Below are 22219 nucleotides of genomic sequence, written 5' to 3'. Positions count from 1 at the left end.
AGCCTACTCAACCCGTCACCTCGGAGGTCATGAATTTGGTCGCACGGATTGCTCCCGTGCTGGTCTTCCTGATCGCCGTCACCGTGATCGCCGAGCTGGCCGACCAGGCGAAAGTCTTCGACGTCGCCGCCCGCGAGGCCGCGCACCTGGCACGCGGCCGGGTGTGGCGTCTCTGGCTGCTCGTGGTCGTCCTCGCCACCGGGCTGACCATCGTCCTCTCGCTGGACACCTGCGCGGTGCTGCTGACGCCCGTCGTGCTCTCGATGGCCCGTCAGCTGGGCATCCCGCCGAAGCTGTTCGCGTTCACCACCGTGTGGCTGGCCGGTACGGCCTCGCTGCTGCTCCCGGTCTCCAACCTCACCAACCTGCTCGCCCTGCACCAGTTCGAACACCTGCACAGCTACCTCACTGTCAGTTGGCGGCCCGCAATTGCAGCGGTCCTGATAACAGTCGTTGTCCTGGCTGTGCTGTTCCATCGGGACCTGCGGCGAACGTACGTCGTCCCACCGACGCCCCCTGTGGACGACAAAGTGCTGTTCTGGGGGTCGACGGGTGTATGCGTGCTGCTCGGACCCGCGTTCGTCTCCGGTATTGAGGTCGCTTGGCCGGCAAGTGTCGGGGCTCTGGCCCTGGTCGGGTTGTTCGCGTTCCGGCGGCGGAGCGCACTGCGGTGGTCCTTGCTCCCGGTCAAGCTGGTGGCGACGGTGGTCGTGCTGTTCACCCTGGTCGGGTTCCTCAGCGCACACGGACTCCAGGATGTGCTGAGCCGGGTCGCCGGCACCACGTCCGAGCTACGGCTCAGCGTCACCGCCGCACTCGGCGCGAACCTGGCCGACAACCTGCCCGCCTACCTGGCCATGGAGCCGATCGCCGCCGACAGCCCGCACCGCATGATGGCGCTGCTGATCGGCGTCAACTGCGGCTGCCTGCTCACCCTCTGGGGCTCGCTCGCGACCCTGCTGTGGCGCGACCGCTGCGACGCCGCCCGGGTCGACATCTCCTGGTGGTCGTTCCTCTGGCGCGGACTGATCCTGACACCACTCGTCGTGGTGGGCTCGGTCCTCGCGCTGGGTGGGTAATGTGCGGGACATGGCTACGGAGCGCAGCACGCAAGATGTCACGCGGGAGTTCCGGGCGGCCCGGGACTTCCTGGTGGCACACCGGGAGGACTACGAGACGGCGTACCGGGACTTCCACTGGCCCTCGTTCGACCGTTTCAACTGGGCCCGGGACTGGTTCGACGCGCTCGCGGTCGAGCAGCCCGAGGTCGCGGCGCTGACGATCGTCGAGGAGGACGGCGAGGTCAACACCCGGACGTACGCCGAGATGGCCGAGCGATCCCGTCGGGTCGCCGGCTGGCTCACCCAGGCCGGCCTGCTGCCGGGCGACCGGGTCCTGATCGTGCTCGGCAACACCGTGCCGCTGTGGGAGACCATGCTCGGCTGCATCCGCGCCGGTGCGGTCATGATCCCCGCGACCACGCTGCTCACCGACGCCGACCTCGCCGACCGGATCGAGCGCGGCGGCGTACGTGCTGTGGTCACCAGCAGCGCCGACACCGCCCGGTACGCCGGGATCGCGGACCACTGCCTCCGCGTCGCCGTCGGGGACGCGGTCGACGGCTGGCTGCACTACGCCGACTCGGAGCAGTACGACGGCCCGGTGCCCGATGTGGACACCTCCGCCCACGACTCGCTGCTGCTCTACTTCACCTCCGGTACGACGAGCCAGCCGAAGCTGGTCGAGCACACCCAGGTCAGCTACCCGGTCGGCCACCTGTCGACGATGTACTGGATCGGCCTGCAACCGGGCGACGTCCACCTCAACGTCTCGTCCCCCGGCTGGGCCAAGCACTCATGGAGCAACGTGTTCGCGCCGTGGAACGCGGGTGCGACCGTCTTCCTCTACAACTACACGCGCTTCGACGCCGAGAAGATGCTGCAGGTCCTGCAGACGTACGGCGTGACCACGTTCTGTGCGCCGCCGACGGTTTGGCGGATGCTGATCCAGGCCGACCTGTCCGCGGTCGAGGTCCGGATCCGCGAGTGCATCTCGGCCGGTGAGCCGCTCAACCCCGAGGTGATCGAGCAGGTCCGCAACGCCTGGGGCGTCACCATCCGGGACGGGTACGGGCAGACCGAGACCACCGCGCAGATCGGCAACCCGCCCGGCCAGCCGGTGAAGCTCGGGTCGATGGGCCGCCCGCTGCCCGGCTACACGATCGCGCTGATCGACCCGTCGACCGACGAGGTCGGTGAGGACGGCGAGATCTGCATCGAGCTCGCCCCGGCGCCGGTCCCGTTGATGCGCGGCTACCGCGACGCTCCCGAGCTGACTGCCGAGGTGATGCGCGCCGGGCACTACCACACCGGCGACGTCGCGAGCCGGGACGAGGACGGCTACATCACCTACGTCGGCCGCTCCGACGACGTGTTCAAGGCCAGCGACTACCGGATCTCGCCCTTCGAGCTGGAGTCGGTGCTGATCGAGCATCCAGCAGTCGCCGAGGCAGCCGTCGTACCGTCACCGGACCCGGTCCGCCTCGCGGTCCCCAAGGCGTACGTCGTGCTGTCCGCCGGCTACCAGCCGTCCCGTGAGCTGGCCGGCGAGATCCTCGCCTTCTGCCGTGAGCACCTGGCGCCGTACAAGCGGATCCGCCGGATCGAGTTCGCGGAGCTGCCCAAGACGATCTCGGGGAAGATCCGCCGGGTCGAGCTGCGCGCGGACGAGGCGGCCAAGGTGGACAGCGGGGAGCCGGCTCAGCACGCGTACGACGAGACCGACTTCAAGGAAGGGTGATGTCCTTCGACACCGGGCTCGGTTGGGCAGCGGTCGTCGTCCTGCCACTCCTGATCGCACTCGGGGTCGTTGCTTCCCGATCCGCGGGGCTGCGGCACGACAGAGGGATCGTGACTGCGGCCCTGCGTGCTGTTGTGCAGCTGACCGCGGTCGGTCTGGTGGTCGGCGTGGCGCTGCAGCACACGCTGGGTGCGATCGCCTTCGTGCTGGTGATGTTCGTGGTCGCCACGATCACCAGCACCCGCCGGATTCACTCGACGGCGGTGATCCCGGGGCAGTGGATGTACTGCGCGGCGGCGATCGGTTGCGGTGCGTTCGCCGTACTGCTGCTGCTCATCCTGCCCGGGGTGGTGCCGCGGAACCCGGCCACCATCCTGCCGATGGGCGGCATCATCATCGGCGGCACGATGACCGCGACCACGCTGGCCGGGCGCCGGGTGCTGAACGAGTACGGCACCCGGTACGGCGAGTTCGAGGCCGGACTGACGATCGGTCTGCTGCCACCGGACGCGTTCAAGCTCGTGGTCGGGCCGGTCGCCGGTGACGCGCTGCTGCCCGCGCTCGACCAGACACGCACCGTCGGGCTCGTCTCGCTGCCGGGAGCATTCGTCGGCATGGTCCTCGGCGGTGCCTCCCCCACGGAGGCAGCCGCCCTTCAGCTGGTCGTCCTGATCGGCCTGATCGCCGCCGAGGCGCTGGCGATCCTGGCCATCACCGAACTCCTGTCCCGCGCCGCCCTTCCGGACGGGCGTACGGTTTCCCCATGAGTGATGACAAGAGCCTGTTCAGCCGGATCGACGAGCTGGTCGCCGAGGAGAAGGAGCTGCGCGGCCGGCACGCCGCCGGGCGGATCACCGACGAGGACGAGCACGCCCGGCTGCGGTCCCTCGAGGTCGAGCTCGACCAGTGCTGGGACCTGCTCCGCCAGCGCCGCGCCAAGCGTGAGTTCGGCGGCAACCCTGAAGACGCCCAGGCCCGCTCCGCCGACACCGTCGAGGGCTACCTCGGCTAGAAACCGCGCAGTTTCTCCGGGGTGATCCGGAGGATGACCGAGTAGTCGGCGTGGAACTGGTCGTTGGTCATCCCGAGGCCGGCGATGTCGTCGGCGTACTTGTTGTTGTACGCCGCCAGCTCGTCACCGGAGATCGGGGCGTCGTCGACGACCGCCGTACCGGAGATCACCCCGACGTCGCCGCCGGTGTGGGTGGCGTTGAAGTTCAGCGCCACCCGCGGGTTGGCGGCGACGTTGTGCAGCTTGGCCTTGTCCGGCTGGCTGGCGATCAGCAGCTGGTCGCCGTGCCAGAGGAACCAGACCGGGTTCGGCGCCGGCGTCCCGGACTTGCCGACGGTCGTCAGCCACACCACTCGTTCGTCGTCCAGCTGCCGCGCGATTCGCTTGCCGAAGTCGGTGGAGGTGTCGATCGTGATCATCAGGCCCCTTCAGGCTCAGGTGGTCAGGACGGACCGAGACGCCCCCACTCGATCGCCGGGCAGCGGTTCATCACCATGGTCAGCCCGGCGGCCGTCGTACGCGCGTAAGCGTCCGGATCCACTACATCCAGCTGGAACCACACGGCCCGCGCGTTGATTCCCACCGCCTGGTCCGCGATGTCGCCGGCCAGCTCCGAGCGGACGAACACGTCCACGCAGTCCACCGGGAACGGGATCTCGGCCAGCGTCGCGTACCCCTGCTCGCCGTGCACGGTCTCCGCCGACGGATGCACCGGCACGATCCGCTTCCCGTGCCCCTGCAGGAACCGCGCCACGCCGTACGCCGCCCGGCTGGTGTTGTTCGACAGTCCTACGACCGCCCACGTCTGGCAGTCCGCGAGGATCTTCCGGATATCGCTGTCCATGTGTCGATCCTCTCTCAGCCACGCAAGTACGTGAGTACGGCGGACACCCGCCGATCCAGTCCGTCGTCCAGCTGCAGCTTCGCGAAGATGTTGCCGACGTGCTTGCGTACGGCGGCCTCGCTCACCACCAACTGCTCTGCGATCGACGCGTTCACCCGACCCTCGGCCATCAGCGCGAGCACCTCGAGCTCCCGCGGCGTGAGCGCCGACAGCGGCCCGTCGTTCCGCCGCCGCGCGAGCAGCTGCCGGACCACCTCCGGGTCCACCACGGTCCCGCCGTCGGCGACCCGGTCCAGTGACTCCAGGAACTCCGCGACGTGCCCGACCCGGTCCTTCAGCAGGTACCCGATCCCGCCGGTCGTTGTCTCGAGCAACGAGGAGAGATAGGCGTCGGCGACGTACTGCGACAGCACCAGGATCCCGATCGACGGCAGCTCGGCCCGGATCGCGGCCGCCGCCCGCAGCCCTTCGTCACTGTGACCGGGCGGCATCCGGACGTCGGTGATCACCACGTCCGGCGGCGCCTTGCGTACGACGGCCAGCAGCGTGTCCGCGTCCCCGACAGCGTCCCGTACCTCGTGGCCGGCCCGGTCGAGAATGCTGGCCAGCCCCTCCCGCAACAGCATCGAGTCTTCGGCCAGCACGATGCTCAGTCGCCGAGTCGGCACGGGCACTCCATCCTCAGTCGAGTCGGCCCACCGGAGGGGCTGTCGATGTCGAGTGTGCCTCCCAAGGCGTCCAACCGGGTCACCAGCCCGGTGAGTCCGGTCCCGGCTCCGGCTTTCGCACCTCCGACGCCGTCATCGGTGATCGTGATGACCAGCCGGTCACGCTCGACCCACCCGGCCACCTCACAGCTCCTCGCCCGCGCGTGCTTGGCGACGTTGGCCAGCGCTTCGCTGACGACGAAGTACGCCGCTGCCTCGATCGGCGGCGGCAGTCGCGACGGCAGCGACAGCTGCACGCTCACCGGCAGCGGACTCCGGTCCGCCACCTCCAGTACGGCGGCCTCCAGCCCATGGTCGACGAGTACGCGCGGGTGGATCCCGCGCACCGCCTCGCGCAGGTCCGCCAGCGCCGCCTCCGCCTCACTGTGGGCCTTCACGACCAGCCGCTTGCCCTCACCCTCAGGCAGGTCGAGCTCAGCCAGCCCCAGCGTCATGGTCAGCCCGACCAGGCGCTGCTGCACGCCGTCGTGCAGGTGCCGCTCGATCCGGGCGCGCTCGGTCTCGAACGCGTCCACCAGATCGAGCCGGGACCGCCGCAGCTCGGCCACGTTCCGCTGCAGCTCCTCCTGCCGCGGACCCAGCATCGCCTTCGCCAGCGCAGCCTCCGCACCGGCGAGCGCGCCGACCAGGTAGCAGCTCAGCGCGAAGAAGGGCGGCCCGAAGCACAGCAGGAAGATGAACCCCTCCTGGGCGCTGTCCAGAATCCACGGCCCTATCCCCATCTGGTCGCCGTCCGCGATCACCGGCGCGGCCAGCGTCGTACCGAGGATCGTCGCGCTCAGGCCCGCGATCAGCGCGCTCAGCGGCCAGATGAAGACGCCCAGCACGAACCCGTACCCGAGCGCCCGCAGCGAGGCCTGCTCCCGGCGCCGGAACTTCAGCTTCTCCCGCAGCGACAGCGACTCGGGCATCTTGGCGTGCGGGCTGCTGATCCCGTCGATCAGCACCAGCCCGGACCGCCACCGCTCGACCCGGCCGATCAGCACCCCGATCAGCGGGAACATGGTGATCAGCAGGATCCCGATCAGGATCGGACTGAGCACCGCACTGGCCGCCGCGAGCCCGATGAGCACGCCGATCGTCACGAGACCGACCGGGACCGAGGTGAACAGATACGCGTAGCTCCGCCATGGCCACGACGACACCAGATACCGCGGCGACGCCATCGCCGACCACGCTGTCATCGGTCTGTCCACGGCGCCAGCCTAGGTGTACGAACGCTTGGTGGACGGTAGCGTGCGCGCTACTGCAGGTCTCTTCCGTGGGCCAGGGCTTGTCGAGCCGATCAGCGGTGTTCTGGTTGCATGACCGCTACCGCGCCGATGTACGCCGACGTCGTACCCACTGAAACGCCCGCTCTGCTGCTGGACGGCATCACCAAGACCTACCGGTCCAAGGCCGGTGCTGTCGACGCGCTGCGAGGCGTGACCTACCACTTCCACCGCGGCACGTTCACCGCCGTGATGGGCCCGTCCGGGTCTGGCAAGTCGACCCTGCTGCAGTGCGCGGCCGGCCTCGACCAGCCCTCCAACGGCGCCGTCGTGCTCGGCGGAGTCAACCTGCGCGGGCTCAACGAGGTCGCCCTCACCAAGCTGCGCCGCAAGGAGATGGGCTTCGTCTTCCAGGCGTACAACCTGCTGCCGTCGCTGACCGTCTACGACAACGTGGCGCTCCCCCTGCGGCTCACCGGTCGCCGCCCGAGCCGCAGCGCCGTACACCAGGTGCTCGAGCAGGTCGGGCTGGACGGCAAGGCGAAGCGCAGGCCGGCGGAGCTGTCCGGTGGACAGCAGCAGCGGGTCGCGATCGCACGAGCGCTGATCACCCAGCCATCGGTGTTCTTCGCGGACGAGCCGACCGGCGCGCTGGACAGCGGCACCAGCCGGCAGATCCTGTCGTTGTTGCGCGAGGCAACCGACCGGGCCGGGCAGACCGTCGTGATGGTGACCCACGACCCGGTCGCCGCCGCGTACGCCGAGCGGGTCCTGTTCCTGTCCGACGGGCTGATCGCAGGACACCTCGAGCGCGGCACTCCGGCCCAGATCGCCGCCGCGATGAGCCAGCTGGAGCGGTGATGTTCCACATCAGCCGCCAGACCGTCGGCCGTCACCGCTCGCTGTACGCCGGCTCGTTCATCGCGCTGGCCGTAGGAGTGTTCCTGCTCGGTCTCGCCGCCACCGCGACCGCCGCCACCATCGCGTACGACGGTCCGCTCGCCGACAGCATCACCGTGACAACACTCGGGAGCCCCGACACGCCGTCCCAGCAGGTCCGGGTCCCCACGTCCGACGCCGACGTGTCCGGGCTGCAGACCGTGCTCAGCCTGGTCGGGACGCTCGCCGGCTTCATCACGATCTTCGTCATCGCGAGCACTTTCGCCTTCGCGGTCGCCTCCCGTCGCCGGGAGATCGGCCTGCTCCGGCTGATCGGCGCCACTCCCCGGCAGGTACGGCGGATGATCCTCGGCGAAGCGCTGGTCGTCGCGATCGCGGCTGCACTGACCGGCGCCGTACTGGCTCAGCTCGCAACCCCGTTGCTGCTGAGCAAGGCGTCGTACACCGAGCTGGCGCCGGTGAAGCTGGAGCCGGCCTCGCCGTGGGTTCCGTTGTCGATCGCGGTCGGCGCCGGGGTGCTGGTGGCGATGCTCGGCGCTCGGTCGGCGGCTCGACGAGCCGGGCGAGTCGGGCCGGTCGACGCCCTGCGCGAGGCAGCGCTGGAGCCACCTCGGATCGGACCGGTGCGGATCGTCTTCGGGCTGCTCTTCCTGGCTGGATCGATCACGTTGCTGGCACTGATCCGGCCGTCGACCGGCGAGGGTGTGATGCCGCTGGCGATGTTCACGCCGATGCTGCTGGTGATCGCGCTCACTCTGCTCGCACCACTCGTCGTCCCGTGGATCAGCCGGCTGTGGGCGCTGCCGCTGACCAGGTGGACCCAGGTGTCGGGCCTGCTCGCGCGCAGCAACGTGATCGCGGCACCCCGCCGGAGTGCCTCGCTCGCGGCGCCGATCCTGGCGATCTCGGCGATCGCCGGGTCGATGGTTCTCAGCCTCAGCTTCGCCGCCGACAGCGCCGAGGCGGCCATTCGCGACACCGTCCGCGCGCCCGTCGTGGTCACCGGCTCGCACCTGTCGTCGACTACCGGCGTGGCCGCTGCCGACGCCGGTGTGCCGCTGCAGTTCGTCCGGATCAGCCAGGACGACGCCCAGCTCGAGGACGCCGAGGGCATCGACCCGGCGATCGCCGTCAAGACCCGGCAGCTGGCGCCGATCGCCGGCGACCTCGCGCAGCTCACCGGCAATACGGTTGCTGTGGGCAAGGAAATGGCCGGGTTCGAGCACTACCGGGTCGGCGACGAGGTCCCGGTGACGTTCCTGGACCGGACCAGCGTCAAGCTCCGGATCGTCGCCATCATCCCCGACGCGTTCGGCGCCATGCCGTCCTTCCTCGTGCCGGTCGACCTGGCCCGCAAGCACGCGCCGACGGCCGAGCCCGAGCGGATCTTCGTGCTGCCCGATCCCGGCGTCGACCTGGCCGGCAAGCTCGACAACGCCGTACCGGCCACAGAGTGGGAGGCGGAGCAGGCGGAGGGGGTCCGGAAAGGCAACCAGTTCGGGCTGATCCTGCTGCTCGGACCGGCCGCTCTCTACAGCGCGATCGCGATCGCCAACACGCTGCTGATGGGCAGCCTGCAGCGGCGGCACGAGTTCGTCACGTCACGCTTGCTGGGCGCCACACCGGCCCAGATCCGCCGGATGGTGCTCTGGGAGTCGTCCCTCGTCGGCGCGGTGGCGCTCAGCCTCGGTACGGCGATCACCGTCACCGTCGGCGTCCTGATCCGGCACGCGCTGACGTCGGGGGTGGCCGACGTACCGGTGACCGTTCCGTGGGGTGTGCTGCTGGGTATCGCCGGGATCTGTCTGACCCTGGCGGTAGGGTCCGCTCTGGCCCCGACGACGTACATCCTGCGCCGGTCGCAGCCGTCCGCAGCGGTGGACTAGACCGCTGACGGCGACTGTGTCGGCACGATGGCGGGTCGCGGCCGGGCAAACCGCCGTTCACCAGCGACAATGGGCACGGCGCCGGACCGTCGCGGCGCCGTACCGGCTTGATCGAGGAGTTCGTACACCGCATGGCACGCCGTTCCAGCACCACCGCCGAGCCCGAGGACTTCGAGGAGCGCATCCTCGACGTCGACGTCTCCGACGAGATGCGCACCAGCTACCTGGAGTACGCCTACTCGGTGATCTACTCCCGGGCGCTGCCGGACGCGCGGGACGGGCTGAAACCGGTCCAGCGGCGGATCCTGTTCTCGATGGCGGAGAACAACATCCGCCCCGACCGCGGTCACGTGAAGTCGGCCCGCGTCGTCGGTGAAGTGATGGGTAAGTACCACCCGCACGGCGACGGCGCGATCTACGACGCCCTGGTCCGGACCGCGCAGCCGTGGTCGATGCGAGTCCCGCTGATCGACGGCCACGGCAACTTCGGATCTCTGGACGATGGTCCGGCGGCGATGCGATACACCGAGTGCCGGATGGCGCCGCCGGCGATGGCGATGACCAGTGGCCTGGACGAGAACGTGGTCGACTTCCGGCCGAACTACGACGGCCAGGAGGAGGAGCCGGCGGTGCTGCCGGCCGCGTTCCCGAACCTGCTGGTCAACGGCGCCGCCGGGATCGCGGTCGGGATGGCGACCAACATGGCGCCGCACAACCTGGTCGAGGTGATCCAGGCGCTGCGGCACCTGATCAAGACCCCGACCGCCGACGTCGACGACCTGATGCGGTTCGTGCCCGGCCCGGACCTGCCCACCGGCGGCAAGATCGTCGGCCTGGAGGGCATCAAGGACGCCTACGCAGGAGGCCGCGGCAGCTTCAAGATGCGCGCCACCGCCCGGATCGAGAACGTCACCCCGCGCCGCAAGGGCATCGTGGTCACCGAGCTGCCGTACTCGGTCGGCCCGGAGAAGGTGATCGAGAAGATCAAGACCCTGGTCCAGTCGAAGAAGCTGCAGGGCATCGCCGACGTCAAGGACCTGACCGACCGGACCCACGGCACCCAGCTGGTGATCGAGGTCAAGAACGGCTTCGTCCCCGAGGCGCTGCTGGAGCAGCTGTACAAGCTGACCCCGCTCGAGGACGCGTTCCACGTCAACAACGTGTGCCTGGTCGACGGCCAGCCGCGCACTCTCGGGCTGAAGGAGCTGCTCGAGGTCTACCTCGGCCACCGGTACGACGTGGTCCGCCGGCGCAGCGAGTTCCGCCGGACGAAGGCTCAGGACCGGCTGCACATCGTCGACGGCCTGCTGATCGCGATCCTGGACATCGACGAGGTCATCCAGATCATCCGCAGCAGCGACGACGCCGCCCAGGCCCGCGGCCGGCTGATCGAGATCTACGACCTGTCCGAGGTGCAGGCAAACTACATCCTCGACATGCCGCTGCGCCGGCTGACCAAGTTCTCCAAGCTCGAGCTGGAGACCGAGAAGGGCGAGCTGGAGCGCGAGATCGAGGCGCTGACCGCGATCCTCGAGGACGAGAAACTGCTGAAGAAGACCGTCTCGGACGAGCTGGCCGAGGTCGCCAAGACCTACGGCACGCCGCGCCGGACCGTGCTGCTGGAGTCGTCCGGGGCCACCAAGACCGCGGCCGTGCCGCTCGAGGTCAGCGACGACCCGTGCTGGGTGCTGATGAGCTCGACCGGACTGCTCGCCCGGACCAACGGCGTCGAGCCGTTCGGCACCGGCGACGCCCGGGCCAAGCACGACGCGATCGTGTCCGCGGTCAAGAGCACCGCCCGCGGGCAGTACGGCCTGATCACCAGCGCCGGACGGCTGATCCGGCTCGAGTCGCTCGACCTCCCCGCCGTACCGACGACGGCGAACGCGCCGAACCTGCAGGGTGGCGCGCCGGTGGCCGAGTTCGTGTCCCTGGAGCCCGGTGAGAAGGCGCTCGCGCTGACCACGATGGATCCCGACTCCATCGGCGTCGCGCTGGGTACGGCGGGTGGCGTGGTGAAGCGGGTCGTGCCCGACCACCTGAGCAACCGCGACGCCTGGGAGATCGTCCGGCTGAACGACGGCGACGAGGTCGTCGGCGCGGTCGAGCTCACCACCGGCGACGAGGAGCTGTGCTTCATCACCTCCGACGCGCAACTGCTGCACTTCCCGGCGTCGGCGGTGCGTCCGCAGGGCCGGACCGCGGGCGGCATGGCCGGCGTCCGGCTCGCCAACGGCGCGAAGGTGGTCTTCTTCGGTGCCGTCGACTCCGCCCGCGAGGCACACGTCGTCACGATCGCGGGCTCGTCGTCGGCGCTGCCGGGGACCGAGGTCGGCGCTGTGAAGGTGACTCCCTTCAGCGAGTACCCGGGCAAGGGCCGTGGCACCGGCGGTGTCCGCTGCCAGCGGCTGCTCAAGGGTGAGGACGGGCTGCTGCTCGGCTTCATCGGCGCCGCGCCGGTCCGGGCCAGCGCCAACAGCGGTGCGCCGGTGGACCTGCCGCCGATCGACCCCCGACGGGACGGCTCCGGCGTACCGGTTGCGCAACCCATCGCCGCATGCGCCGCAGAACTGGCAGGCTGACTCCATGAAGAAACTGCTCGCGCTGGGCGCGGTGCTGGTGCTGGCGCTGGCGGGCTGCAGCGACGACAAGACGGACGCCGACGGCGGCACCAACCAGCCCGGTGACGACCCGGTCGCGCTGCTGACGGATGCCAAGAAGACGATCGACGAGGCGTCCAGCGTGCACATCGTGCTGACCGGCCGGGACCTGCCGGAGAACGCGCAGACCCTGGTCAGCGGTGACGGTGTGGCGACGCACGCCCCGGCGTTCAAGGGCAAGCTGACCGTTCGTACGGCGGGCGCTCCGATCGACGCCGAGGTGGTCGCGGTCGGCAGCAAGGTCTACGCCAAGCTGCCGTTCACGACCGGCTTCACCGAACTGCCGCAGTCGCAACTGGTCGCGCTCGGCGCGCCGGACCCGGCGATCCTGCTGGACCCGGACAAGGGCCTGACGTCTTTGCTGCCGAAGGTGAAGGACCCGAAGATCAAGGGCGAGACCCGGGAGGGCGCGAAGGTGCTGACCGAGGTCACTGGCACGGTGCCGGGCTCAGCGCTGCCGGGAATCTTCCCGAAGGCGCCGGCCGACCAGGACTTCCCGAGCACCTTCAAGATCGACAAGGACACCAAGCAGTTGGTGTCGGCAACGATCACCGGCCCGTTCTACGACGGCGCCACCAGCAGCTACGACGTCACCCTGGACAAGTACGGCGAACAGGTCGAGATCACCAAGCCGTGAGCAACCCCAGGGGCCGGCTCACCCTTGCATCGATCGCAGTAGCCTTCGCAGCTGCGGACACCTACGTCGTTGTGCTGGCCTTACCGGACATGATGGCGGGAGTCGGCCTGTCCGCCGACGAGCTCCAGCGGGCGGCGCCGATCATCTCCGGCTTCCTGCTCGGCTACATCGCCGTGCTGCCGCTGATCGGCCGGATCGCCGACGTCGTCGGCCGCACACCGGTCCTCATCGGGGCGCTGGTCCTGTTCGCGGTGGGCTCGCTCATCACCGCCGGGGCGTACGACCTGTCGTTGGTGGTGACCGGGCGGTTCCTGCAAGGTGTCGGCGGTGGCGGTCTCGTGCCTGCCACGCTCGCTCTGGTCGCCGACCTGTGGCCGGCCGACCGCAGAGGCCTGCCGCTCGGCGTGGTGGGCGCCGTACAGGAGATCGGGTCGGTCCTCGGCCCGTTGCTCGGCGCGCTCGTGCTTGCCGTGGCCGACTGGCGGTACATCTTCTGGTTGAACCTTGTGGTGGCTGTCGTCCTCGCACTGTTACTGCGTGGGCTGAAGGCGCCACCACTCTCGGCTGCGGTCGGCTTCCTCGCCTGTGTGGCTCTCGGCCTCACCCTGACTGCCCCAGAGCGGTTGGCGACCGGTGTGACGCTCGGCATCCCGTTCGTCCCGTTCTCCGGTAACTCCCGCTTGCTCACGCCGATCGGTGTCGTCACCGCCGTACTGCTGCTGCTCTGGATCGCCCTGCTACTCCGCAAGACGCGCCTGCGGGCCACGCTCGAGCAGGTCGACCTCGTGGGCGCACTGCTGCTCGCGCTCGCGCTGGCCGGTGTGGTGCTGGCGTTTGCGACTGCTGATCCCGAGCGGGAGCTGATGTCACCGGCTGGACCGTGGCTGCTGGTCGGGGCCGCTGTGTTTGCGATCGCGTTTGCCGTCTGGCAACGGCGTACCGCGCGAGCGATCGTGCCGCGTGGTTTGCTCGGCGCAGCGCCCGCCTGGGGTTCGCTGGTGGTCAGCTTTCTCGTCGGCTCCGCGTTGATCGCAGCGCTGGTCGACGTACCCGTGTTCGCGCGCACCACGCAGGGCGGTGGGCAGTTGGCGGCCGCGTTGGTGTTGTTGCGGTTCCTGATCGCGTTGCCGGTCGGTGCGGTGGTCGGTGGTTGGCTGACCAGGCGCTACGGGCTGGGATGGATCACCGGGACCGGGCTCGCGCTGGCCGGAGCGATGTTCGTGCTGATGGCGTTCTGGGGTCGCGACGCACTGGATCACTGGCCGGCGACCGTCGTACTGCTGCTGTGCGGATTCGGATTCGGGCTGGCGTTGTCGCCGGTCAACACGGCCATGCTCGGGGCCACTCCCCCGGACAGCCACGGCCTGGTCAGCGCACTGGTCGTCGTCGCCCGGATGGTCGGCATGCTCGTCGGGGTCTCCGCACTCACCGCGATCGGTCTACGCCGGTACTTCACCATCGTCGAGGACGTCCCGTCCCCGAACGAACTGTGCCCCTCGGCTCCCGGTTCGTGCCGCCCGTTCGTCGACGCGCTGCGCGACGCGGCCGTTTCACAAGTTCACGCAATCTTCGCCGGCGCCGCCGTCTGCGCCTTCCTGGCCGCCGTCCTGGCCGTTCTGCTCCTCGGCCGACGTGGCGTTGTGCACAGATAATGGTCACCGTGCCGGAACCCGGTCCCGGCTGCCGTACGGTGATTCCGTGACCGCACGACTCGACGCAACCGGCCGGCCGGGCCTGTGCTCGACCTTCTGTCGGGAGCTGCTGGAGCCGATGCCGGGTACGGCGGTTGTCGCCAGCGGCTGGGTCCTGGTCGAGCAACCGGGGCCGTGGGGCGCGAAGGCGCCGACACAGAGCCACCTTGATCCGGAGTTCGGTCGCGCGATCGACGAGGCGTGCAAGAAGGCGGACGTGCGGTTCGGGCTGATCCGCTCCCCCGGCAGGCACCCGGACGTGGTCGAGCGCACACATCAGGTGTACGTCGCCTCGACCAGACCCGGCCGGACGTGGCTGCTCGGAGGAGCTGTCGCGGACCCGGCGGAGCTGGACGAGCTCGACCTCGATGCGGTCAGCCGGGGCGATGTGGATGCCGTGACCGAGTCGCTGCCGGCGCTGACTGCGGTCGACGAGCCGGTGATGCTGGTCTGCACCAACGGCAAGCGCGACGAGTGCTGCGCGTTGCTCGGGCGGCCCTTGGTCAAGGCGGTCGCCGCGGTCGCGCCTGGCCGGGTCTGGGAGGCGAACCACCTCGGTGGACACCGGTTCGCGCCGACCGCGACCGTGCTCCCCTTCGGCACGATGCACGGCCACCTGACTGCCGACACCGCCGTCGGCGTCCTGGAGGCCGCGGCTCGCGGGGAGACCGTGCTGACCGGGTTGCGTGGCCGGTCGACCTGGTCGAAACACGGCCAGGCGGCGGAGATCGCCGTACGTCAGCTCATCGGTGAGCTTGCGCTGGATGCCCTCAGTGTGGCGGGCGAAGACCTGGGAACCGTGACCGTCGTGCATCGCGACGGCCGGTCCTGGACCGTGCCGGTCACCAGCGCACCCGCCGATCCACCTCGTCCGGAGTCCTGCGGAAAGGAGCCGTTCGCCATGTCGATCCTGCGTGCCGAAACCCCAGTGCCGGGTGACGTCCGATGACCAGCGGATTCGAGGACCTGCTGGCCGCCAACGCCGACTACGCCGCCGACTTCCACTACGGCGGGTTCGACGGGATCGCGCACGCCGGCGTCGGCGTCGTCACCTGTATGGACTCGCGGATCCCGCCGCTGGAGATGCTCGGGCTGAAGCCGGGTGACGCCAAGGTGCTGCGCAGCGCCGGTGGCCGGGTCACCGAGGTGACGATGACCGGGCTGGTGCTCGGCGTCCAGCTGCTCGGCGTCCGGCGGATCATGGTCATCCCGCACACCCGCTGCGCGATGGCCGCGATGTCCGAGGACGACCTGCGCGCCAAGGTCGAGACCGCCGCCGGGAAGCCGGCCGGCTACCTGCCGATCCACGTCATCCCGGACCAGCTCGAGGCGCTCCGCCACGACGTCACCGCGGTCCGGCAGCATCCGCTGATCGGCGACGACATCCTGGTCGGTGGCTTCATGTACGACGTGGACACCGGCCGCCTCACCCAGATCGACTGACACCCCAGGAGCTGCTTCCGTGCCGGGTCCCGCCCACCCTCAGTCCACGCTCGCTCCTCCCGCACTCCGCCCCTTGCCGCTGGCAACCATCCGGCCCACCGGATGGTTGCTGGAGCGTCTGCGCCTGCAGGCCGGCGGGATGGCCGGTCACCTGGACGAGTTCTGGCCCGACATCGCCCGCAGCGGATGGATCGGCGGTGACGCCGAAGGCTGGGAGCGCGGACCGTACTGGCTCGACGGCATCACCGGCCTCGCCTACCTGATCGACGACGAGCGCCTGCAGGCGAAGGTACGGCGCTGGGTCGGCTACATCCTCGACCACCAGCACCCGGACGGCTGGTTCGGGCCGCGCTCGGGTGACGCGACGTACGCCGATCACGACGTCTGGCCGCGGATCATCGTGCTGAAGGCGCTCCTGCAGCACCACGACGCGACCGGCGACGAGCGGGTGGTCCCGGCCGCACTGCGGTTCCTCCGGTTGCTCGACGTACTGCTGGACGAGTGGCCGCTGCAGGAGTGGGCGCGGTCACGGTGGACCGACGTGGTCTGGGTGATCAACCAACTGCACGATCTGACCGGTGAGGACTGGCTGCTGCCGCTGGCGGCGAAGTGCCGGGAGGAGGGGTTCGACTGGTTCGGGTAGGCCGACGACCTGCCGTTCCGCGGGAAGGTCCCCGACGCGACCCTGCAGGCTGCGAAGGACGAGCACGACGGCGTCTGGATGAACGACGTTCACCTGTCCTCCCACGGGGTGAACGTCGCGATGGGACTCAAGGCGATGCCGGTCTGGTCACGTCACGACTCGACCGAAGACCAGCAGGCCCGTCTCCTGCGTCTGGTCGCGGCCTTGAACGAGCACCACGGGCAGGCGAGCGGCCTGTTCAGCTGCGACGAGCACCTGGCCGGTCGCCACCCGAGCCAGGGCACCGAGAACTGCACAGTGGTCGAGCACCTGGCGTCGCTCGAGGTCGCCCTCGAGTCCTTCGGCGCCGTCGAGCCGCTCGCTGACCGGATGGAGCGGCTCGCGTTCAACGCGCTGCCCGCGAGTGCGTCGGCCGACGAGTGGACCCACCAGTATGTGCAGCAGGCCAACCAGGTGATCTGCCACGTCACCGAAGACCGCATCTACACCAACAACGGACCGGACGCGAACGTCTTCGGCCTGGCACCGCACTTCGGTTGCTGCACCGCCAACCGCCACCAGGGCTGGCACCGCTTCACCACCCACCTCTGGATGCACTCCCCCGACGGCGCCCCCACCGCACTGTCCTACGCGCCCTGCTCGTTCTCGTACGGCGACCTGTCCGTCGACGTCGCCACGTCGTACCCGTTCGAGGACGACATCACGATCACGGTCAGCGGCTCCGGCGTCGTACCGCTGAACCTCCGCATCCCCGCCTGGGCCACGGACGCCACCGTCGACGGCAAGCCGGTTGCCGCCGGCACCATTCACCAGGTACGACGCGACTGGTCCGGCGGACCGCACGTCGTACGACTCCACCTCCCCTCCGCAGTCACGACAACCCACCGGACAGCCGCCACCTTCGAACGCGGTCCGCTGGTCTTCGCACTCCCCATCCCCGAGACCCGGCACCGCATCGGCGGCGACGACCCGCACGCCACCTGGGAAATCCACCCAGCCGGCCCGTGGAACTACGCCATCGACCCGGCGACCGTCCAGCTCGACCGCCGGTCGTTGACCGGGCATCCCTTCGTGAAGTCCCCGATCCAGCTCCGAGTGCAGGGCCGCCAGGTCCCCGACTGGACCCTCGAACACGGCGCAGCCGCCGCCCCTTCACCCAGGCCGGCGACCACGGGCGACGCGCAGGACCTCACCCTCGTCCCCTACGGCTGCACAACCCTGCGCGTCACCGAGCTACCGCTGACGTCCTAGACCTCAGAGCTCGTCGAGCACCTCGATCTCCTCGACGGCGGAGGTGCCCTCGCGGACCAGAGCGAACGCGGCCTTCACCTCGGGGAGGTTCGGAGCGAGCTCACGGACCGACTTGAGGGTGTCCATCGAGTCCCAGCGCCAGACGCCGACCCACTGACCGTCCGGGAGCTGACCGAGGCGCGCCTCGGTCAGGCCTGGGGTGGCGGTGCGAACGGCCTGGACCAGGGCGGTGTGCCGGTCCCGGACCTCGGTCGCCTCGACGGTGTCGACAGCCTCGAACCGGGTGACTGCGATGAGTGACATGACTAGTGCCTTTCTCTAGAGTTGACTTATAGCGAGTGAATCTAGAGATAGACTCTAGTCATGACTGTTGTCAAGCGGCCCAACCGGCGGGCGGAGAAGGCGGCCGAGACGCGGCGGCGGATCATCCGGGCGGCGACCGAGCTGTTCGTCGAGGACGGGTACGGCGCAACCAACCTGCAGGACGTGGCCGACCGGGCCGGTGTCGCCGTACAGACGATCTACTTCGTCTTCGGCAACAAACGGGCCCTGCTCAAGGAGCTCGTCGACGTCACCATCGCCGGGGACTCGGAGCCGATCGCGACGATGGACCGCCTGTGGTTCACCGACGCCGTCAAGGCGGCGACGGCTGGAGAGATGCTCACCGCGTATGTCCCCGGCTCGAGCGCCGTACTGCAGCGGGTCTCGCCGATCATGCGCGTCCTGGAGGCCGCCGTCGCGAACGACCCCGAGGTTGCCGCGCTCTGGCCCCAGGACGAGGACATGCGGTACGTCGTCCAGCGCGCAGCCGCGGACGCCTTGGTCACCAAGCCAGGCGTCGCCAAAGACCTCAGCGCCGAGGATGCCGCAGACATCCTCTACGCCATCCTCAGCCCCGAGCTCTACCTGCTCTTCACCCGAGACCGCGCCTGGTCCCACGACCGCTGGCTCCAGTGGTCCACCGAAACCCTCCGCAGTCAGCTCATTAGCGGAGGGTGACCTTTGCCGGCTTCGGCGGGCTCCCGGTCACCGAGTGGTCGAGCGCTTCCCCGGCACTGGGTGCTGCTGCCAGATTGCCGAGCCCCGGTCAATCGGCACTCCCCGCAACCGGTCGCGGCTGAGTTGAAATCGCTCCTATTCGAACGTATGCTCGATTTATGAGTGAGTGTCCGGTCGATCAGCCAGCCGACGAGGCCGCGCGCCCGTCGCCGCGGCAGGCTGGGCACCTGTTTGTGGTGCCGCCGGTGAAGTCGGCGCAGGAGCGTGAGGCTGACCTGCACCGGCTGCGGGATCGGGTGCGGCGTGATGCGCTGTTGGCTGACCGGCACGGGCTGCTGGCGCGGCACGACGAGCCAGATGATCCGGACCGCGGTGCCGGACTGTTCGAGGCGCTCGTCTTCCAAGACACCTCTCAATTGACCGACGCCGGCTGGCTGGACCGGCTGGAGGCGATTGGCCGGACGGAGGCGCGGCTGGCTGCGTTGAAGGCCGAAGCGATCGCCATGCATGATGCCTCGCTGCAGGGTGTGTCCGCGGACCTCGGACATCGGTACCCCGAGCCGGGTGACCGGGCCGCAGCTCCCGGCGAGCGGCGTTGGGTGGCCGGGGACCTGCGGTCGGTGGCCGACGAGGTCGCGTTGGCATTGCAGCTGAGCAAGGGAGCCGCGATGACGCGAATTCATACCTCATGCGAGCTGGTGCACAACTTCCCCGCCACGCTGCACGCTCTGACCGAGGGCGAGTTGACCGAGCGGGCCGCGTTCACCATCGTGCGGGAACTGTCGGTACTGGACGATCTGGACGGCATCCGGGCCGGTGAGGCCGCGCTGCTGGACTGGGCCCGCAAGCACCCGCTGCAAAGAATCAAGCACCAGGCGCAGAACGAGGCCGCCCGCCGTGACCCGGCCGCTCGCAGCAGAGCTCACGCCCGGGCGATGGACGAACGGTCGGTGCGGATATTCCCCAACAGCGACGGCACCGCTCAACTCGTCCACACCCAGGACGCTATCGACGCGGCCGCGGTGATGAACAGTCTCAATCGCGCCGCCGCCTACCGCCGCCGCCACGGAGACACCCGCACCCTCGACCAGTTGCGCGCCGACATCGCCCTGGCCCGCCTCCTTCCCTGTACGAAGCGCCTCGCCTGCAGCGATCCCGATGGCCGGGCGGACGCCGCGACAGTCAACAGCGCGGCGAGCAACGACACGGCCGGCGGCGGATTGGATGACCGGGCGGACGACATTGTCGTTGGTGCCGACACCACTGTGGTCATCCATGCCACCGGTACCGAACTCCGCGCCCTCATCGACGGCCAGCCCGGCACCGGCGGGCACGCCGACCACCACGGACCCATCCCGCAGAGCTCACTTCGGAAGCACCTCATCCGAGCCCTCGCCCGAACACTCCTACCGCGCAGGCCCGCCGCAGGCGATGCTGCCTCGCCATCGGAACCCGCGCCGACGGCTGTGGCGCTGCAGTCTGCCCGGCCGCGCATCGACATCCGCATCACCGACGAACCACCCGGTGGCAGCCCCGGCAAGTACAGCCCCACGGCCGCAGTCGACCGCTATGTGCGACTGCGCGACCGCACCTGTCAGTTCCCGGGTTGCAACAGGCCTGCTGAGTTCGCGGACGTCGACCACCGCACCGCCTTCGCCGAAGGCGGCCGCACCACCACCGACAACCTCCATTGCCTATGCCGCCACCACCACCGCCTCAAGCACCAAGGCGGGTGGACCATCACCCCCAACCCCGACAGAACCACCACGTGGACCAGCCCCACCGGCCGCGCCTATCGCACACCCCCACCCAACCCCGAACCCGACGCAGTCGGCACGAACGACTGGTCCGACGACCAAGCGGATCCCGTCCAACCGCCCGCACCCCAGCAACAGCACCTTGAGCCCTGCTCAGCTGAAGTCGGCCAGCAACCCTCGCGCTGAATTGCGAACGGCCTCGTCGGGGTCGTTGGCAGCGAGAGCTTTGAGGAGGTCGAGGGATTCCGGGCTCTCCAGGTAGACGGTCGACCAGGCGGCAGCGTTGCGGATCTCAGGGGCTTCGTCACGGGCGGCGTCCGCGAGCGCAGCGAAGTACTCGGGGTCGAAGTCCTTGCCCATTGCGAGGGCCAGGCGCACCACAGCCCGGATCTTGTCCTGACCTTGGAACCGGCTGACGGAGGTCAACAGCTCTTCGCGCGTGTAAGGGACGCCGCCGAGCAGGCCCAGGATCCGGCGGGCCAACTCGGCGACGTCTTCCGCGTCCTCACCGAACACCTCGAGGATCGAAGCCCGCGTGGTGAGATCCTCCAGATACGTCACCCATAGCCCTGGCGCCGCACCCCAGAGCCGGTAGCTCCGGTACCCAGCGTCGCCCTCGTCGTCGATGCTCTCGAACGGCGACCACTGTCCGGCACGCGCGATGTACTCGACACTGGTTCGCGCACTGCCGTCTTGCGGTTCGAACAGAATCAACCGGACGTCCGACTCGGCCCGATCGATCGACTCGCGCAGCACCATCTTCTTGGAGTGATAGGACACGGTCACGAGCCGAGAACCTACTGACGTCAGAGGTCACCCTGGTCAGTTCGGCGAGGCGCGGTCTGGTCGACGTACCTGGGCACCTGTCGCCTCTCTGCGACGGTCCGCCTAGCTGATGATGACCTTGCCGGTGTCGAGTTCGTAGTAGGCGCCGACCAGTTTGAGTTTGCCGGACTTCTCCAGGGGACCGATGACAGGTGACTGCCGGAGCTTGGCGAGAACCAGGTCGACGTTGGCGTGGATCGCGTTGGTGAGACGGTCGCCCGGTTTGCCCGCGACCTGGCGGACGGCCGGGGCGAGGGTGTCGACCAGGTAGTCCATCTCGCCGGCTTCGGCGGTCCGCTGACCTGCGTCGACTGCCTTCATCGTCGCGGTGAGCGCGCCACACCGCTGATGTCCAAGGACCATCAACAGCGGCGTGTGCAACTCGGCGACCCCAAACTCCAGACTCCCGGTCACCGAGTGATCGAGAGCCTCACCGGCGCTCCGTACGACGACCAGGTCACCGAGCCCCTGGTCGAAGACGAGCTCGATCGGCACCCGCGAGTCCACACAGCCGAGCACGGTCGCGAACGGCGTCTGCCCCTTGCTCACGGCAACGCGGCGCGCGATGCCCTCGTCCAGGTTTTCCTCGCGGTCGGCGACGAACCGCGCATTGCCTTCCTGCAACCGCTGGAGCGCCTGGTTGCCGTCAGCAACCGGCGGCGCCGGGGGCGGGTTGGTGCCGGCCAGGGTCTGCCCGGCGGACGAGGCGACCGACGAGGGCGTCGTACCGTCGTCGGCGCAGGCGGTGAGGGTGGCGCCGCCGGCTCCGGCGACGAGAGTAGTCTGCAGGGCGGTGGTCAGGAACCGGCGCCGCGAGGTGACGGGCGCCGCTGCCGGACCGCGGCGAGATGTGATGCTCAACGATGTGCTCCTTGATGAGGGCGGCGTGGGCGATCGCCGCCTTCTGAAGGTAACCCCTTGCATACTGTCTGC

22 protein-coding genes are annotated in these 22219 nt (G+C 69.3%); 15 read left to right on the top strand and 7 right to left on the bottom strand.

All coding sequences use genetic code 11. The features are described from left to right. Positions 1–29: 29 nt before the first annotated feature. Genes ACIBL3_RS24610 through ACIBL3_RS24595 form a run of 4 tightly spaced genes read left to right on the top strand, consistent with a single transcriptional unit; the run spans position 30 to position 3811 of the window. On the top strand, positions 30–1079 hold the full coding sequence (locus ACIBL3_RS24610; protein ID WP_396355879.1) for an SLC13 family permease: 1050 nt from the start codon (positions 30–32) through the stop codon (positions 1077–1079). A 10-nt stretch (positions 1080–1089) separates the two neighbouring features. Then, positions 1090–2799, top strand: coding sequence for an AMP-binding protein (locus ACIBL3_RS24605; protein WP_396355878.1), 1710 nt, complete (start codon positions 1090–1092; stop codon positions 2797–2799). Beyond that, on the top strand, positions 2799–3566 hold the full coding sequence (locus tag ACIBL3_RS24600; RefSeq protein ID WP_396355877.1) for an ABC transporter permease: 768 nt from the start codon (positions 2799–2801) through the stop codon (positions 3564–3566). Before ACIBL3_RS24605 ends, ACIBL3_RS24600 begins: the two co-directional genes overlap by 1 nt. After that, a complete protein-coding gene (locus tag ACIBL3_RS24595; protein ID WP_396355876.1) occupies positions 3563–3811 on the top strand; it encodes a DUF2630 family protein in 249 nt (82 codons plus the stop codon). The genes ACIBL3_RS24600 and ACIBL3_RS24595 overlap by 4 nt, the downstream gene beginning before the upstream one ends. Here the strand turns inward: ACIBL3_RS24595 and ACIBL3_RS24590 are convergent. From ACIBL3_RS24590 to ACIBL3_RS24575, 4 genes are read right to left on the bottom strand one after another with little or no spacing between them, the layout of a single operon-like run. After that, complete coding sequence (locus tag ACIBL3_RS24590) at positions 3808–4230, bottom strand: TIGR03667 family PPOX class F420-dependent oxidoreductase (RefSeq protein WP_396355875.1); 423 nt, start codon at positions 4228–4230, stop codon at positions 3808–3810. The genes ACIBL3_RS24595 and ACIBL3_RS24590 overlap by 4 nt on opposite strands. A gap of 23 nt (positions 4231–4253) precedes the next feature. Further along, positions 4254–4655: a CoA-binding protein gene (locus tag ACIBL3_RS24585; RefSeq protein WP_396355874.1), complete on the bottom strand. Its 402-nt coding sequence runs from the start codon at positions 4653–4655 to the stop codon at positions 4254–4256. A gap of 14 nt (positions 4656–4669) precedes the next feature. Continuing rightward, a complete protein-coding gene (locus tag ACIBL3_RS24580; RefSeq protein ID WP_396355873.1) occupies positions 4670–5323 on the bottom strand; it encodes a response regulator transcription factor in 654 nt (217 codons plus the stop codon). After that, entirely contained in the window at positions 5305–6579 is a 1275-nt protein-coding gene (locus tag ACIBL3_RS24575) for a sensor histidine kinase (protein WP_396355872.1), read from the bottom strand. The genes ACIBL3_RS24580 and ACIBL3_RS24575 overlap by 19 nt, the downstream gene beginning before the upstream one ends. A gap of 108 nt (positions 6580–6687) precedes the next feature. On the opposite strand from ACIBL3_RS24575, the gene ACIBL3_RS24570 reads away from it, so the two are divergent. From ACIBL3_RS24570 to ACIBL3_RS24530, 9 genes are all read left to right on the top strand, one after another. Then, on the top strand, positions 6688–7455 hold the full coding sequence (locus tag ACIBL3_RS24570) for an ABC transporter ATP-binding protein (protein ID WP_396355871.1): 768 nt from the start codon (positions 6688–6690) through the stop codon (positions 7453–7455). Continuing rightward, entirely contained in the window at positions 7455–9380 is a 1926-nt protein-coding gene (locus ACIBL3_RS24565; protein ID WP_396355870.1) for an FtsX-like permease family protein, read from the top strand. The genes ACIBL3_RS24570 and ACIBL3_RS24565 overlap by 1 nt, the downstream gene beginning before the upstream one ends. A 131-nt stretch (positions 9381–9511) precedes the next feature. Continuing rightward, on the top strand, positions 9512–11962 hold the full coding sequence (locus tag ACIBL3_RS24560) for a DNA topoisomerase (ATP-hydrolyzing) subunit A (protein ID WP_396355869.1): 2451 nt from the start codon (positions 9512–9514) through the stop codon (positions 11960–11962). Between the two features lie 4 nt (positions 11963–11966). After that, positions 11967–12677 carry an LppX_LprAFG lipoprotein gene (locus ACIBL3_RS24555; protein ID WP_396355868.1) on the top strand — a complete coding sequence of 237 codons (711 nt, stop codon included), beginning with the start codon at positions 11967–11969 and terminating at the stop codon, positions 12675–12677. After that, on the top strand, positions 12674–14329 hold the full coding sequence (locus ACIBL3_RS24550) for an MFS transporter (protein WP_396355867.1): 1656 nt from the start codon (positions 12674–12676) through the stop codon (positions 14327–14329). Before ACIBL3_RS24555 ends, ACIBL3_RS24550 begins: the two co-directional genes overlap by 4 nt. 46 nt (positions 14330–14375) lie before the next feature. Continuing rightward, positions 14376–15317 (top strand): sucrase ferredoxin, encoded by a 942-nt coding sequence (locus ACIBL3_RS24545; RefSeq protein ID WP_396355866.1) that lies wholly within the window; start codon positions 14376–14378, stop codon positions 15315–15317. Continuing rightward, entirely contained in the window at positions 15314–15811 is a 498-nt protein-coding gene (locus ACIBL3_RS24540) for a beta-class carbonic anhydrase (protein WP_396355865.1), read from the top strand. Before ACIBL3_RS24545 ends, ACIBL3_RS24540 begins: the two co-directional genes overlap by 4 nt. Before the next feature lie 73 nt (positions 15812–15884). After that, positions 15885–16454 carry a beta-L-arabinofuranosidase domain-containing protein gene (locus tag ACIBL3_RS24535; protein WP_396355864.1) on the top strand — a complete coding sequence of 190 codons (570 nt, stop codon included), beginning with the start codon at positions 15885–15887 and terminating at the stop codon, positions 16452–16454. 78 nt (positions 16455–16532) lie between these two features. Then, the gene (locus ACIBL3_RS24530; RefSeq protein ID WP_396355863.1) at positions 16533–17705 is read left to right on the top strand and encodes a hypothetical protein; all 1173 of its coding nucleotides are present in this window, start codon (positions 16533–16535) and stop codon (positions 17703–17705) included. A 3-nt stretch (positions 17706–17708) separates the two neighbouring features. Here the strand turns inward: ACIBL3_RS24530 and ACIBL3_RS24525 are convergent, their stop codons facing one another. Next, positions 17709–18008 carry a hypothetical protein gene (locus tag ACIBL3_RS24525; protein WP_396355862.1) on the bottom strand — a complete coding sequence of 100 codons (300 nt, stop codon included), beginning with the start codon at positions 18006–18008 and terminating at the stop codon, positions 17709–17711. Positions 18009–18068: 60 nt separating this feature from the next. Here ACIBL3_RS24525 and ACIBL3_RS24520 point away from each other — a divergent pair, with 60 nt between their 5' ends. Then, complete coding sequence (locus ACIBL3_RS24520; protein WP_396355861.1) at positions 18069–18704, top strand: TetR/AcrR family transcriptional regulator; 636 nt, start codon at positions 18069–18071, stop codon at positions 18702–18704. Positions 18705–18862: 158 nt separating this feature from the next. Continuing rightward, positions 18863–20647: a DUF222 domain-containing protein gene (locus tag ACIBL3_RS24515; RefSeq protein WP_396355860.1), complete on the top strand. Its 1785-nt coding sequence runs from the start codon at positions 18863–18865 to the stop codon at positions 20645–20647. Here ACIBL3_RS24515 and ACIBL3_RS24510 read toward each other — a convergent pair. Together ACIBL3_RS24510 and ACIBL3_RS24505 are read right to left on the bottom strand one after the other, a co-directional pair. Further along, positions 20615–21247, bottom strand: coding sequence for a HEAT repeat domain-containing protein (locus ACIBL3_RS24510; protein WP_396355859.1), 633 nt, complete (start codon positions 21245–21247; stop codon positions 20615–20617). The genes ACIBL3_RS24515 and ACIBL3_RS24510 overlap by 33 nt on opposite strands. Before the next feature lie 102 nt (positions 21248–21349). Continuing rightward, the gene (locus tag ACIBL3_RS24505) at positions 21350–22147 is read right to left on the bottom strand and encodes a carbonic anhydrase (protein WP_396355858.1); all 798 of its coding nucleotides are present in this window, start codon (positions 22145–22147) and stop codon (positions 21350–21352) included. Positions 22148–22219 lie beyond the last annotated feature (72 nt).

This window comes from Kribbella sp. NPDC050124 (genome assembly GCF_044460355.1).
GTDB lineage: Bacteria > Actinomycetota > Actinomycetes > Propionibacteriales > Kribbellaceae > Kribbella.
The sequence above is the reverse complement of the archived record's forward strand: the minus strand, read 5'-3'. Positions and strand labels throughout refer to the sequence as shown.